This window comes from Rhodococcus sp. NPDC055024, from assembly GCF_053608585.1.
Window position 1 is genome coordinate 213769 of the sequence record NZ_JBSGVT010000001.1, and the last position, 14666, is coordinate 228434.

13 protein-coding genes are annotated in these 14666 nt (G+C 62.8%); 7 read left to right on the top strand and 6 right to left on the bottom strand.

All coding sequences use genetic code 11. From position 1 onward, the window contains the following. Positions 1-3: 3 nt before the first annotated feature. A complete protein-coding gene (locus ACWF6P_RS01040; RefSeq protein ID WP_452620424.1) occupies positions 4-1869 on the bottom strand; it encodes a glycosyltransferase in 1866 nt (621 codons plus the stop codon). A 78-nt stretch (positions 1870-1947) separates the two neighbouring features. Further along, positions 1948-2757 carry a glycosyltransferase gene (locus ACWF6P_RS01045; protein WP_452619649.1) on the bottom strand — a complete coding sequence of 270 codons (810 nt, stop codon included), beginning with the start codon at positions 2755-2757 and terminating at the stop codon, positions 1948-1950. Positions 2758-2901: 144 nt separating this feature from the next. On the opposite strand from ACWF6P_RS01045, the gene ACWF6P_RS01050 reads away from it, so the two are divergent. Then, complete coding sequence (locus ACWF6P_RS01050) at positions 2902-5112, top strand: hypothetical protein (RefSeq protein ID WP_452619650.1); 2211 nt, start codon at positions 2902-2904, stop codon at positions 5110-5112. On the opposite strand, the gene ACWF6P_RS01055 is transcribed toward ACWF6P_RS01050, so the two are convergent. Both ACWF6P_RS01055 and ACWF6P_RS01060 read right to left on the bottom strand, forming a co-directional pair. Further along, positions 5067-6047 (bottom strand): Gfo/Idh/MocA family protein, encoded by a 981-nt coding sequence (locus ACWF6P_RS01055; protein WP_452619651.1) that lies wholly within the window; start codon positions 6045-6047, stop codon positions 5067-5069. The two genes, ACWF6P_RS01050 and ACWF6P_RS01055, sit on opposite strands and share 46 nt — an antisense overlap. Before the next feature lie 2 nt (positions 6048-6049). After that, on the bottom strand, positions 6050-7150 hold the full coding sequence (locus ACWF6P_RS01060) for a DegT/DnrJ/EryC1/StrS family aminotransferase (protein WP_452619652.1): 1101 nt from the start codon (positions 7148-7150) through the stop codon (positions 6050-6052). 110 nt (positions 7151-7260) lie between these two features. Between ACWF6P_RS01060 and ACWF6P_RS01065 the strand changes: the two genes are divergently transcribed. Together ACWF6P_RS01065 and ACWF6P_RS01070 are read left to right on the top strand one after the other, a co-directional pair. Beyond that, positions 7261-7977: a DapH/DapD/GlmU-related protein gene (locus ACWF6P_RS01065; RefSeq protein ID WP_452619653.1), complete on the top strand. Its 717-nt coding sequence runs from the start codon at positions 7261-7263 to the stop codon at positions 7975-7977. 97 nt (positions 7978-8074) lie between these two features. Beyond that, positions 8075-9055 (top strand): lysylphosphatidylglycerol synthase transmembrane domain-containing protein, encoded by a 981-nt coding sequence (locus ACWF6P_RS01070; RefSeq protein WP_452620425.1) that lies wholly within the window; start codon positions 8075-8077, stop codon positions 9053-9055. A gap of 3 nt (positions 9056-9058) precedes the next feature. Here ACWF6P_RS01070 and rfbB read toward each other — a convergent pair whose 3' ends face one another. Further along, positions 9059-10063: a dTDP-glucose 4,6-dehydratase gene (gene rfbB / locus ACWF6P_RS01075; RefSeq protein WP_452619654.1), complete on the bottom strand. Its 1005-nt coding sequence runs from the start codon at positions 10061-10063 to the stop codon at positions 9059-9061. A 97-nt stretch (positions 10064-10160) separates the two neighbouring features. Between rfbB and rfbA the strand changes: the two genes are divergently transcribed. Genes rfbA through ACWF6P_RS01095 form a run of 4 tightly spaced genes read left to right on the top strand, consistent with a single transcriptional unit; the run spans position 10161 to position 13692 of the window. Further along, positions 10161-11036, top strand: a complete 876-nt coding sequence (gene rfbA, locus ACWF6P_RS01080; RefSeq protein WP_452619655.1) for a glucose-1-phosphate thymidylyltransferase RfbA — start codon at positions 10161-10163, stop codon at positions 11034-11036. 1 nt (position 11037) lies between these two features. Next, positions 11038-11643 (top strand): dTDP-4-dehydrorhamnose 3,5-epimerase family protein, encoded by a 606-nt coding sequence (locus ACWF6P_RS01085; RefSeq protein WP_452619656.1) that lies wholly within the window; start codon positions 11038-11040, stop codon positions 11641-11643. Positions 11644-11693: 50 nt separating this feature from the next. Beyond that, a complete protein-coding gene (locus ACWF6P_RS01090) occupies positions 11694-12785 on the top strand; it encodes a S1C family serine protease (protein WP_452619657.1) in 1092 nt (363 codons plus the stop codon). A 34-nt stretch (positions 12786-12819) separates the two neighbouring features. Further along, a complete protein-coding gene (locus ACWF6P_RS01095; protein ID WP_452619658.1) occupies positions 12820-13692 on the top strand; it encodes an ATP-grasp domain-containing protein in 873 nt (290 codons plus the stop codon). On the opposite strand, the gene ACWF6P_RS01100 is transcribed toward ACWF6P_RS01095, so the two are convergent. After that, complete coding sequence (locus ACWF6P_RS01100) at positions 13678-14649, bottom strand: alpha/beta hydrolase (protein ID WP_452619659.1); 972 nt, start codon at positions 14647-14649, stop codon at positions 13678-13680. The two genes, ACWF6P_RS01095 and ACWF6P_RS01100, sit on opposite strands and share 15 nt — an antisense overlap. Positions 14650-14666: the final 17 nt, after the last annotated feature.

Sequence of the window (14666 nt, forward strand, 5' to 3'; positions counted from 1 at the left end):
GGATCACTTCTCGTACAGACGGGCCCAGTTCTCGCGGCTGGTGAGCTGCGGGAACTCCCGGGCGAATGCCTCGGCAACACTTGGCGCTTCGGCGAGGAACCTCTTCATCACGCCGGCGAGGCGGCCGCTCATCTCGGCGGCCTTCTCGCTGTCGAAGCGGCGTTCACGCACGCCTCCCTGCGAAGCATCCGTGACGAAGACATGATCGAAACGTCCGACGTGCCACCACTGCGCATCCTCGTACGAGATCGCCACCGGACCCCGCTCCAGATGATTGCGTGCCTGCATCACAGCACGTTTCGCGAGAACCAGGTCTGTCCACAAACCGGGTTTCGGGCTGGGCGCAACGCGACGGATCGGCAGCCTTCCCGGCAACTCCGACGCCGGGCGAGTTACCGTCTCGGGGAAGCGCTTACGTTCCTGGTTGATCGCGGCAAGCGCCTCCTGGCCACCGTCCGCCAAACCTTCCGGCCCCTCGAGAAATCCCTCGATCGCCCGGAGTTGCGTGTGTGCAAGGCCGTACTGCAACCCGACGATCGAATGCGAAATGTCGCGAGAGAGTTGCTTCGCGAGAGTTTTGGGCGCAAACCCCGGGTCGAGCGAAGCGGTGATGAGTCCGTTGCGCGTACTGAAGTAGTGCGCAAAACCGTCGACGTCCTTCCAGTAGAAGTCCGCATGCCACACAGCAGCCGAAGGCAACGTAATGGTGGGAATCCCGGCCCGCCCGGCCCGCAAGCTGTACTCGACGTCGTCCCACTGGAAGAAAACCGGCAGTGGCAATCCGATCCGCTCGATGGCCTCGGCAGGGATCAGGCAAGACCACCAACCGTTGTATTCGGCATCCACGCGACGTTCCGGTAGCTCCTCGAGCACACTCCGGTTGCGAACGCCGTGCTCGTCGGTCGGTACACCACGCTGCAGGGTGCCCAGATCGACGCGTTCACCCGAAGCCAACAGGAAGTCGGGGTTGAACAGAAAGAGCATCTGGGCGCCGATCAAAGCCGGCTCCGTCGTCATGTTCGCGAACGCGCTCAATCGAAGAACCGATTCGGGCTCGCACAGAATGTCGTCGTCCATCAAGATCACGTCGGCGTGCGGTCCGGCCGCCGAAGCCTCGTACAAGCCCCGCGTGAACCCGCCCGCACCACCCAGGTTCGCCTGCCGCAGATACTGCAACCGCGAACCGAACTTCTTCGACACTTCCTGGAACAGCTCACGGCTCTCGACCGGATCCGTTCCCTGGTCGACTACGTACAGAGCGTCGAGCAACGCGAGTACACGCTCGTCGGACGCGAGGGCCTCGACCGTGCGAGCGCAGTCGTCGGCACGATTGAACGTGCAGATCGCCACGGCTACCGGGCGAATCGACTCCGGGGAGGCGACGGTCCATTCCACGTCGTCGACCACAGCGCCGCCACCCTGCGCTTCGAACTGCAGCCACAGCGCGCCGCCGTCGACGAAGGTATCGAGCGGGGCGGTCATGGACACTCGCTCGTCGCCGGTCACGACGACGTTCGTCACGATCCGGCGGTGACCACCGATGTCCGAGGCCTGGATTTGAATGCGACAAGCGGTATCGGCCACGACATGCGCGGTGACGGTCACCTCGGTGACGTTGGTCCAGCGCTGCCAGTAGCTGGCCGGAAATCGACCGAAGAAGGTGTTGGTGTGTGCGACGGCCCCGGGCTGAAGCCGCAACTCGAATCGCGATCGCGTCGACATTCCGACCTTGGTCACCGCATACAGTTCGTCACTGGCGACAGGGGAAGTTCCGGTGAACAACGTGCGCTGCGCCAACAGACGATCCGATGTCGCGCTTCGTTCGATCAACTCGACTCCGGAATCGGACTGGTCATCGGTCGTGTTCACGGTATCCACGCCCCGCAGGGTATCGCGAATCCGCACCTCGGCGCCCCGGGCACCGAGTCACACCAGGTCGACCCCTGATTACTCGCGATCACTCGCTGCGGCCGCGGCCCGCAGCTCGGTCTTTCGTCGGCGAAGCGACAACAAACCCTTTGCCATCTGGATCACGTCCTTCGGCGAGATACGGCTTGCATGTGCCAGATGATCGTCACTGAGTCGGATCGGGACCTCGACCGGGCGCACCCCGGCCAATTCGAGCGCGTAGTCCAATTCGGTGGTGAAGAGGAAACCACGCTCGGTCAACGAGGGTGCGATTCGACGCAGCAAAACGCCGTCGACGATGAAAGTTCCCTGAGGATCGCCCGTGCGAGTGCCCAGCACGACCCGTCGCAGCGTCGCGAATCCACCCGTCATCACCGAACGCAGCAGACCACGTTCCACCTCTGATTCCGAATGGGCCTTCGAACCGATGACCACGGGCGGAACGGACCCTAGATCCGCCATCACGCGGTCGGCGCCCTCGATGTCACCGAAACCGAACGGAAGATCGTCCGCAGTGAGCAACACACGCCGTCCACGAGAAGCAAGTGTCCCGGCGCGAAGCGCCGCACCCATTCCTTTATCGCTGCTCATCGGAAGGAAGGTCACTCCCGGCCACGACCAGGAAGCGGCCAGAGCAGCACATACGTCAGCGGTGTTGTCTGTCGAACCGTTCTCCACGACGATGATCTCGACTTGCCTGATGCTCTCGGCCGGGCGGCTGGTGAAGTACTCGGCGAATTGACGCACCGTCGACTCCAGCACCTCGCCTGAGTTGTATGCGGGGATGATCACCGAGAGTTCCGGCGTAGCTGATTCCCCACGAACGGGTTCCGTCCGCGATGTCGCCACGTCCCGATCTCCTTACTTCCCCGACTGCAGTTCGAACTCGTCGGAATACTACGCTCCGAGAAACAAGGCGCAGCCCAGGCTCCGAGAAAAAGAGCACGACCCAGGCTCTGACAACAGCCATCGACTCGAAGACGAAAGCACATCGTGAAATCTGACTTATCGCTCGCACAACGCGTGGTGCCGCCAATTCTTCTCGCCGCTCTGGTGTCGATCGTGGCCGCCATCCCCTTGATCTCCAACCGGTGGTTCTACTACTGGGACGACAGCGCAGCAGCTTTCACGCCTGGTTGGCACACGATCGGCGAGCGAATCCTGTCCGGTTCGTGGCCGACGCTCATTCCCGAATTATGGGCCGGTGGCAACGTCACCGCCGAAGCCCTTTACGGGACATACAATCCCGTGATCCTTCTGGATTCGGTTGCCATTGCACTCATTCCGAACCTGGGAATCGGAATCACCCTGGTCAAAATGCAGTTCATGGCGATACTCGCGGTGGGCGTCTACCTGGTGGCCCGCCAGTACGGCGCCAATCGATCGATGGCCTTCATCGCCGGCTTTGCCATGCCGTTCGCCGGATACACGCTCTATTTCGACGCCTCCAGTTGGGCGTCCGGGCTGATCGCCTTCGCGTGGATCCCCCACGTCTGGTGGTCCACCCGCGCCAGCGCCCTCGGCCGGGTGAATCCCCTGGTACCGATCGTTTTCGGGTATCTCGCGATGACCACCGGCAACCCGTACGGCGCAGTCGGTGTCGCGGTCGTCTACCTCGCAGTCATAGCGGAATGCATCGCCGTCAAACGCGCAGGCAGCATCAAATCATTGATGATCAGCGCGGCAGCGATCATCATGATGTCGCTGATCGTCTACCTACCATTGCTGTTCACCACCGGCGTGTCGGTGCGTACCCAGTCCGGAATCGCAAACGACGGTTCGCTTCGACCTGATCTCGGTGATCTGCTCAACCTCTCCGGTCCGTCGAACCAGCCGTACGTCACCGCTTTCGCTTCGCCCGCCATGACGATTCCGCTGGTGTACCTGGCTTGGTTCCTCATACCGCTCGCACCGTGGATTCAGTGGAAGGCACTGAAGAAGTTGGGCCGCCACAGCGTCTCGCTCTTCGTCTTCGGCGGAATTTACGTCGTCCTGCTTCTCGGACCGTCGAATCTTTGGCTGTTTCGTTGGCCGGCGCGCCTGCTCGAGTACGGTCAACTGCCTGCCATCGTGGTCACGGCGGTCGCCCTCTCCGCCGGACTACATCGTGACCGAATCCAGACGAGAGCAATCATCACCGCGGGATTGTTGGCACTTCAGTTCTATCTTGCCTGGTCGAATGTCCCGGAAGATATCGGCATTCACTCGGCGTCACTGATCATCACTGTGATTCTGACAGTTCTCGCGTTGGTTGTGGCATACCGCAAACCCCGCTACCTCGCCGGTGCCCTTGCTGTCGGTATCGTCGTCGTGCTCAGCGCACAGACCAATTTCTGGTTCACCGGAAACTACAACGTGACACCGTGGAAGTTCCCCAGGCAGGTGGCGTTCCTGGAATCCAAGTTCGAGGATCGTTACCAGGGAACCACTTTCGCGATCGCCGACCCCGTCAACATCCCGCCGGACAACGAAACCGGGCAGTGGGGTGACCTTCTGTTCGGCAGCGCCTGGCAGCCGGCCGGCGTCAATGCCGTCAACAGCTACGCCGGAATCAGCTACAACGACTTCGTCCAAGCGCTGTGCCTGAACTACTACGGCGGCGTCCAATGTCCGGACGGTGTCGACCGACTGCTCGCCGAATCACCGGGCACCGGTGTGTCCTGGCTCGACGCGATGCGTATCGATACGGTCGTGGTTCAGAATTCCGGACCGTACGGTGGAAAACGCGCCCTCGACGCCCTACCCGAGGGCGACTGGACTGTATCGCCGGATCGGGTGGTTACCGTCGGCCATCGCACCACCGAACATCAGTGGCCCGACGGTCGCATATCCGCAACGACACCGGGTCTCGACGTGCGCGGCGATTCTGCCGCTACGGACACCCGAGAAACCGTCGAGTACACCGGTTCCGGCACGGTGACATTCGCCTTGCTGGCATGGCCGGGCTGGAGCGCGACCGTAGATGGTCAGACGGTCGAAACGAAGGCGAGCCCCGGCGGGTTGTTGCAGGTCGATCTACCGCCGAGTGCCCCGTCCGGATCTGCCCTCACCATCGAATTCAGTCCGCCTGGAAGCACTTTCGGATGGACTGTCGCCGGCGTCGGACTACTCCTGGCGCTGTCGCAAGGAGCCTGGGCCTTCCGACGCCGACGCAGCGGTCAGGACGACAACGCCGCAGCCAACGCAGATTCCGTCACCTCGTGAACCGCGCGGTGAGCGGGCAGAATCGACGCCCGCTCACCGTCTGCGTCACCGGTGCCCTGTACCAATCCGAGGAAATGCGTCAGCTGCGCGGCGAGCGGTTCCTCGCTGTAACGAATCGTCGGAATTTCGATGACCGTCTGCTGCTGGTAGCCGTCCCGATCGGTAGGCATGTTGTCGTCGATGTGCCGGTAGATCGTGATATCGCGACGCAAGAGGTCGATCTCGATGAGTCGATCGGCCTCGAGCAACGACAGCTGGCGAATCTTGCGCTGACTGATTCGGCTCGCGGAAATCGTTGCAACAGCACCTGATCCGAACCGCAGTACGGCGTCGGCGCAATCTTCCGACCGATTCTGCACGGACGTCGGATGGAAGTAGCCGAACTCCCCTTTTGCCAGACTGGGTTCCGAACCGGAAAATCCGATGGCAAGGTCGATATCGTGGATCAGCAGGTCCGTCGCGACACCTGTCGGAATGCGGGAAACGAACGGAGAGTGGCGGATACCGTTCACCTGCCACACATCGCCGGAGAACTCGCGGGCGGTGCGGACAGCGGGATTGAAACGTTCGAGCAGTCCACACATCAGCGGAACACCCGACGCGCGTGAACGATCGACCAAGTCGACGCTCTGCTCGTACGTCGCGGCCAACGGCTTCTCCACCAGGACAGGCTTACCCAGATCGAGAACCCGTCCGGCCAGCTCGTAGTGCGCGGGCGTAGCCGCGGCGATCACCACGGCGTCGATACCGTCGAGCGAGTCGAAATCTGCAGCCCAACGCGTATCGAACCGCGCAGCAACGGCTTTGCCCTGCTCCTCGCGCGGCTCGATCAGCAGATCCAACTCACACAGTGCCGACTGTGCGATGACCCGCGCATGCAGCGAGCCCATCTGACCGGATCCGACAAGGGCGATGCGTGGCTTGCTGGCAGTCATTTTCAGGCCTCCATGGCGCCGCGTACCGCGGCAATGATCTGATCGACGTCGCCGGTGGACAACGCAGCGTGGACGGGGATGCTCAGGCACCGCGATGCCACCGAAGTGGCCACCGGCGTCTCCTCGATGACGACGCGCGGATGTTCGCGGTAGCACTCGTAGTCGTAGACGGCCTTCGGGTAGTAGATGCCGCTACCGATGTCCTGCGCGGCCAGACGTTCGCTCAACTGATCGCGGGTGATCGGTGCGTCATCGGCCAGCAGCAACGTGAACTGATGCCAGACATGTCCGCGGCCCGGCAACTCGCTCGGCAGGATCAGTCCTTCGACATCCTTCAGGCCGACTCGCAAGGCATCGGCATTGCGTCGACGGGCCTCGACCTGCTGCATGTAGGTCGCCATCTGGGGCAGAGCCAAGCTCGCCTGAAGATCGGTCATCCGGTAGTTCTGGCCGACCATCTCGTACTGGTAGCGCGCCCGCATCCCCTGGTTGCGCAGGACACGAAGTCGATCGGCGATTGCGTCGTCGTCGGTGGTGATCATTCCGCCCTCGGCGGTCGTGAGGTTCTTCGTTGCGTAGAACGAGAAGCAACCCATACCGAAACTGCCGGCGCCTCGCCCCTCGAACGTCGCTCCGTGAGCTTGAGCGGCATCCTCGACGACAGTCAGACCATTCTTCGATGCCAACGGCATCAACGCACCCATGTCTGCCGACTGGCCGTACAGATGAACCGGCATCAGAACCTTCGTGCGCTCACCGATTCGATCGGCAGCGACAGCGGGGTCGATATTGAAATCGGACTCGGAGATATCGGCGAACCTCGCCGTCGCGCCTGCCTCGAGGATCGCATTGAGCGTGGCCACGAACGTGAACGGCGTGGTCAGCACCTCGTCGCCGGGCTGAAGATCCTGAACCTGAAGAGCCGCGATCAATGCGGTCGTGCCGTTGTTCACGGCCACTGCGTGTCGCGTCCCGACCAGCGCCGCGAACTCGTCCTCGAGCCGCTTCACCTTCGGTCCCTGCGCGACGATCCCCGATCGCAGAGTGTCCAGCACCTCGCGCTCGACTTCTTCCCCGAACGAGATACTGGATATCGCGATCACTGAGTTACCTCCGATAGATTCATCCGACCGTCGTCGGAACGAAATACCCCGACAACCCAGGAAGCGTATCGAAACACGATTCGATACTTCGAGAGGATTCCGGAACCCGCATGTCTGAACAAGCCGACTGCCACATCCATCCGACCGCCGTGATCGGCCCCGACGTACTGATCGGGACCGGTGTGACCATCGGGCCGAATGCCGTACTGACCGGCCCACTCGAGATCGGCGACGACTGCTGGATCGGCGCGGGAACTGTATTGGGAGCTCCCCCCGAGATCCTCGGCGCGCTGCATCCCACGTCCTGGTCCGTCAGCGCCGGTCTGGGAATTCGAATCGGTGCTCGAACGACGATTCGCGAATTGAGCACCGTCCACCAGGGCAGCGAACGGCGCACCGAAGTCGGTGAGGACTGCTTCGTGATGAACAGAGTCGGAATCGAGCACGACGTTCAGATCGGTGACCGATGCGTCGTGTCGTCCGGTACGACGCTCGCCGGGCACGTCAGCGTCGGAGACGGGGTCAACCTGGGGATGCACACGGTCGCGCACCAACGACGCGTCATCGGCTCCGGATCCATGATCGGGATGGGAACCGTCGTGGTCAAGGACGTTCCACCCTTCGCCAAGGCCTTCGGCAACCCGGTGTCACTGCATGGTGTCAACCGGATCGGGATGAGTCGATCTGGTATCTCGGAGGAGGACATCGCTGCGATCGAAGCCGTCTACGCCGCGGGCAGCTTCGGGACGTCACCGACCATTCCGGAGTCACTCACGGAAGCCTTCACCTGGTGGCGGGAACGCGCCGACAAACCGCTCGTGGTTTAGCGAGGCAAATCCTGGTTGGTATCGTCTGCGAAATGACGAACGGGCGGGATGCAGGCGCGTGAGTACCTCTCCCGAATCTGAACAACCGGTCGAAGACATCGAACCGGCCGCACAGCCGAACGCGCTGCGTGGTCTTCTCGTCAACGGATTCAAGGTGCTCGTCACCCTCGCGATCGTCGTCGCGATCGTCTTCGCGGTGAAGTCCCAGTGGTCCGAGGTCAAGAACACGATCACCGAGCTGAACTGGTGGACACTGGCCGCCTCGTCGGTGTTCATCTTCCTCGGCATGGCTGCCGCAGTGCGGGCCTGGCAACACGCACTCGGCGCCCTCGAACAACCGATACCGGCTTTCGACGCCGCGCGCGCTTATCTGGTCGGCCAGCTCGGCAAGTACCTTCCCGGCAGCGTCTGGGCATTCGTTCTGCAAACGGAACTCGTCAGGCGCGCCGGCGTGTCCCGGGCAGCAGGCTTCGTCGCGGTACTGGTCACGGTGGGTTTGAGCACCACTTCGGCGTTGGTCGTCGGACTCTTCGGTCTGCCTGCTCTGTTCGAGGTCAGCACAGTAGCCGCGGTCGGCGTGATCATCCTGGTCCCGATCGCGCTTCTCTGCGCGTATCCGCCGGTGCTCACACGCCTGGTGAACCTCGCACTGAAACTGCTCCGTCGCACACCACTCCACAAACCACTCACGATGCACAAGATCGCCCTCGCTTTGGGCTGGTGCGCAGCCAGCTGGGTGCTCTACGGCATCCAGTTGTGGCTGCTCGCGTCGAGTTCGGCCGGCTTCGAAATTCGTGGCCTCGTCCAGTGCATCGGCGCGCTCGCCCTCGGGATGTGCGCGGGCGTCCTCGTATTTGTCGTCCCGTCCGGAATCGGTGTCCGCGAAGCCGTCATCGTCGCGGCGCTTTCGCCGTTCATGGATGCCGGTGTCGCGCTCGGCCTCGCGCTGGCGTCGAGGCTGCTCTTCACCCTCTGCGAAGTCTTTGCCGGCGTCGTGGCTGCGCTGTCGGGATCGCGAGTCCTGCGCAACGCACTCGTGCACGAGCGTTCCCGGGTGCCGGACCCCACCAAAGCCTGAGGCTCAGTCGACGACTTTTTCCGACGCGGAATACTGCGTCTCGACACCGGCCTTCTGCGGACGCCACCACTTCTCATTGTCGCGATACCACTCGACGGTGGCTTCCAATCCGCTTCGGAAATCGCGGTACTGCGGCTTCCACCCAAGTTCCTGCTGGAGCCGAGTCGAATCGATCGCGTAACGCAGATCGTGCCCGGGTCGGTCGGTGACGAAGTCGAAATCGTCCGGCCCGTGTCCGAAGATTTCGAGCAGAGCCGCAATCACCGTTCGGTTGTCGGTTTCACCGTCAGCGCCGATCAGATACGTCTCACCTGACTTCCCGCGCTCGAGGATGTCCCACACCGCACGATTGTGGTCCTCGACGTGAATCCAGTCGCGGACGTTGCGACCTTCCCCGTACAACCGAGGACGTACCCCATCGATCAGATTGGTGATCTGGCGTGGAATGAACTTCTCCACATGCTGGTACGGGCCGTAATTGTTGGAGCAGTTGGAGATCGTCGCCGCGATCCCGAACGAGCGCACCCAGGCGCGCACGAACAGATCACTCGACGCCTTGGACGCCGAGTACGGGCTCGACGGGTTGTACGGTGTCGTCTCCGTGAACTTCGTCGGATCATCCAGTTCGAGGTCGCCGTACACCTCGTCGGTGGAAATGTGGTGATAGCGGACCCCGTGCGAACGCACTGCCTGCAGGAGCGAAAACGTACCCATGACGTTGGTGCGCAGAAACGGTTCCGGATCGGCGAGAGAATTGTCGTTGTGGCTTTCGGCAGCAAAGTGCACGACTGCGTCGGAGCGCGAGACAAGATCGTCGACCAGTGGCTCGTCGGCCACGTCGCCGTGAACGAACGTGATCCGGTCCTCAACTGACGCCAGGGACTCGCGATTTCCGGCGTAGGTCAGAGCGTCGAGAACCGTGACTTGCACGTCAGGACGAGTCGACACCGTCTGATGAACGAAATTGGCACCGATGAAGCCGGCACCCCCGGTGACCAGTAGTCGCACGTCATCTCCTCAGGCTCATCGAACGAACTCTCACTTTAGCGGCCGGGCGTGTTCTGTCCGTTTGCGTCGGCGGGCAGGAGTGCAGGACACTGCACGCATGCGCGGAATCATTCTGGCCGGTGGCACCGGGTCGCGGTTGCACCCGATCACCCTCGGAGTGAGCAAGCAACTCTTGCCTGTCTACGACAAGCCGATGATCTATTACCCGCTCTCCACTCTCATGCTCGCCGACATTCGCGACATCTTGATCATCACGACCCCACACGACGCCGAACAATTCCGCCGGGTTCTCGGCGACGGCTCACAATTCGGCGTCAACCTCACGTATGCGGTGCAACACGAACCGAACGGCCTCGCAACGGCATTCACCCTCGGCGCGGATCACATCGGATCCGAATCCGTGGCTCTCGTCCTCGGCGACAACATCTTCTACGGCCCCGGTCTCGGAACCCAACTACGGCGTTTCTCCGATATCGACGGTGGCGCGGTGTTCGCCTACTGGGTGTCGAACCCCACTGCCTACGGGGTCGTCGAATTCGATGACTCCGGCCGGGCGGTGTCCATCGAGGAAAAACCGACGTCACCGAAATCCAATTACGCGGTCCCCGGTCTCTACTTCTACGACAGTGACGTCGTGGAGATCGCACGCACTCTGAAGCCCTCTGCGCGTGGCGAATACGAAATCAGCGACATCAACCAGCACTATCTCGAAGCAGGCAAGCTCTCTGTCGATGTCCTTCCCCGCGGAACGGCATGGCTCGACACCGGCACACCCGATTCCTTGCTCGAAGCTGCGAACTACGTGCGAACGATCGAGCACCGCCAGGGCCTCAAGATCGGTTCACCTGAAGAAGTTGCTTGGCGACAGGGATTCATCAGCTCCGACCAATTACGCACTCAGGCAGAAACATTGGGCAAATCCGGGTACGGCAACTATCTACTCGAACTGCTCGAGCATGGCAAGGAATGGTGACGTGGAAATTCGTCCCCTGAAAATCGCCGGGGCTTGGGAAGTTACGCCAAAGCAGTTCGGCGACCACCGCGGCGTCTTTCTCGAATGGTTCAAAAGCTCCGCCTTCACCGCCGCGACCGGCCGCACGCTCGACCTCGCCCAGGCCAACTGCTCCGTTTCCGAAGCCGGCAGCCTCCGCGGGATCCACTTCACCGACAATCCACCCGGACAGGCGAAATACATCACCTGCGTGAAAGGTGCCTTCCTCGACGTCGTCGTAGACCTACGCGTCGGATCACCGACCTTCGGCGAGTGGGACGCGGTGGTGATCGACGACGTCGATCGACGAGCTGTATTCCTCGCGGAAGGCCTCGGCCACGCGATCCTTTCACTCGAAGACGGATCGACAGTGATGTACCTGTGCAGCATCGAATACTCCCCCCACCTGGACCGCGACCTCGATCCTTTCGATCCGGAACTCGCGATCGAATGGCCGAAGACGGACCGTAACGGCAACCCCCTGACCTACGAACTCTCCGCAAAGGACGCTGCCGCACCGTCCCTGGCGACGCTCCGCGCAGACGGCCTGTTGCCCGGTTTTGTGGCCGAAGATTCGCCGAATCGGTAATCTTCACCTTTCATACTCGAAGGCAAAACACCGGCGGGACGGACGGCTGGATGACCAAACGTGCGAGCAGACGCGGCCTGTGGACGGCCGTCGTTCTCGCAGCCGGACTCGGCGGTCTCGCGCTGGTCGCTCCACCACTGACTCCAGGCACGATCGAGTCCGCCCCCGTCACGGTCATCACGACCACCCCGCCCGCGCCGGTTGTTCCGCTCTCCCCGGAGGACCTCTCAGCCCGGGTGGTCCCCACCATCGTCACCATCACCGCGCCGGCCGGATTCACCACCACCGCGGGAACCGGGATCGTCCTCTCCCCTGACGGAGTGGTGCTCACGAATCACCACGTCATCAGCGGAGCCTCGGACGTCACCGCCGTCAGCATGTCCAACGGACTGATCTACGACGCCGAGATCCTCGGCTACGACAGCGTCAGCGACCTTGCCGTCCTTCGCCTCGCGGGCGCCACCGATCTGCCGGTGGCAGTGGTCGGCAAATCCGCGGAAGCCGCTCGTGGGGATGCCGTCACCGCAATCGGAAATGCCGAAGGAGGCGGAGTACCCGTCCCGGCTCCCGGCGTCATCACCAACCTCGGCGTCACCGTCAACACCCGCAACGTGTCCGACGGATCGCGAAACCAGTTGAAAGGCCTCATCGAGGTGGACGCGGACATCCGGCCCGGCGATTCCGGTGGCCCGCTGGTCAACGCCGTAGGCGAACTGATCGGCGTCAGCAGCGCGGGCAACGCCGTCACCGAACGCACCGAAACCTCGCCGGCGCCTCAGTCCTACGCGATACCGATCGACACGGCACTACCGATCGTCGAGCAGGTGCTCGGTGGCCGATCGTCCGAAACCGTGCGCGTGGGACCGACACCCGTGCTGGGCGTCGCGGTGAAGGACCACGCTGAAATGCCGCCCGGCGCGGAAGTTGTTGCCGTGAGCTTCGATTCGCCGGCCGAACGAGTGGGGCTGACCAAAGGTTCGGTCATCACGGAGTTCGGGGGCAGCCGGATCGCGTCGTCCGCGGACCTCAATGCGGCGATGAGCTCGCACCGCCCCGGCGACACTGTCGCGCTGACGTGGGTGGACGCAACGGGACAACCCGGGACCGGTTCCCTGGTCCTCGACGAGGGGCCACCTCGCTAGCCTCCAAAGGCGCTAGCCGTGAAAGCATCGTGGCATGACCACGGTTCTCATGCTCACCTGTGACGGCGCCGCCCGCGAGGCGGATGTCGAAAGCAAACTCGTCACGGAAGCTCTCACCACCTACGGCATCGCGTCGACAATGGAGCCGTGGTCGAGCCCGTCCCTCCACGACATCGACGCCGACCTGGTTCTGATCCGATCGACGTGGGACTACACCCAGCGCCTCGGCGAATTTCTTGCCGTGCTCGACCAGTTGACCGTTCCGATCGCCAATCCCCTCTCGATCGTCACGTGGAACGCTCACAAGGGATACCTGACCGAACTTGCCGCGGCCGGCGTACCCATCGTCCCCACCGCTGTGCTCACCGCCGGAATCACAGCCGGAAAGAGCGAAACACTCACCCTCCCTTCGTTCGAGAGTGCCGACGTCATCGTCAAGCCTGCGGTGTCCGCCGGCGCTGTCGGAGTCGGAAAATTTGCCGCCGGGTCCGCGCAGGCCCACGCTCACCTCAGCTCCATCCTCGAGAGTGGCAACGACGCATTGGTCCAGCCCTTCATCTCGGACGTCGTCGCCGGCGAGCGCTCGATCATTTACATCGGCGGACGCTACTCCCACGCAGTCCGGAAGATCCCGGCCGCCAACGACTTCCGTGTTCAGGAATACCACGGTGGAACCAACCACCGCCACGAACCGTCCACCGCCGAACTCGCGGTGGCCGACGCGGCACTGGCCGCAGCCCCGTGCGGCCCCGGCGAATTGCTTTATGCGCGTGTGGACGTCGTGGGATCGGTGGATCAACCACTGCTCATGGAAGTGGAATTGATCGAGCCCGAACTCTTTCTGCCGTTCGCCCCTGGATCTGCCGACGCCCTCGCACGGGCAGTTGTCGCGTCACTGCGCACGTGACTCCTGGGGCGGGACCGCATCCAGCCTGGCGCGAATGAACCTGGCAACGTCACGTAGCGCCGCCCGGCTCTCCGGCAGGCCAGGCCAGACGGCGGGAAACGCGTGAACCTGGCCGTTCCAGATCTGCAGCGAGCACGGCACCCCCGCGGCGGCGAGCCGTTGCGCCATCACCTCCGAATCGACTCTGAGCACCTCGGATTCGGCGGCGATCAGCAACGACGGCGGCAGCGCGGCCAGATCGCCGTCGACGGGCGAGTTCGTCTGGCCGCCAAGCTTTCCGATCGCCATCAATGCCGACACCGGGGCGATCACGTCGCGTCGAGCGTTGGCATGGACCGACTTGGTAGTGCAGTCGAGATCAAGGAGCGGCGAGAGCCCGACAAGGCCGGCGGGAACCTCGAGTCCCGCGGAAACAGCTGCAAGCGCCGTCGCGAAAACCAGGAAACCTCCGGCCGAATCGCCCACGAAGACAACCTTTTCCGGCAAGGCTCCCTGTTCGAGGAGCCATCGGTACGCATCCAGGCAGTCGTCGACGGACCCGTTGATACTCGTCTTCGGCAACTGCCGATACGCGATGTGCAGGACCGGAAGGCCGGTTCGCTTGGCAATGCCGGCAACGACCGGCCGATGCGTGTTGAGCCCGCAGCACATGAACCCGCCGCCGTGCAGGTAGAGAACAACACCGTCGCGCAGATCAGCCGTCGAGCCTGCCGTGCGGACGAGTTCACCGTCGAAACCCGGAAAACGAATCGCCTCCCGATCGATCCCGGACGGAATGCGTACACCCGCGGCCGAGTCCAGAACTGCGGCGCGGCGCATGGCGCCAGGCGTCAGCGGGGCGATCCCGACCACGGGCCGAAGCATCCATCGGCACGCGTTGTAGAGGACCTGCGATTCGATACTCGGCCTGCCGTATCGAGTTCCGGTCCTACGACTGACAGTCGGCAACAGAGACATCTGTCCAGATTAGAAGC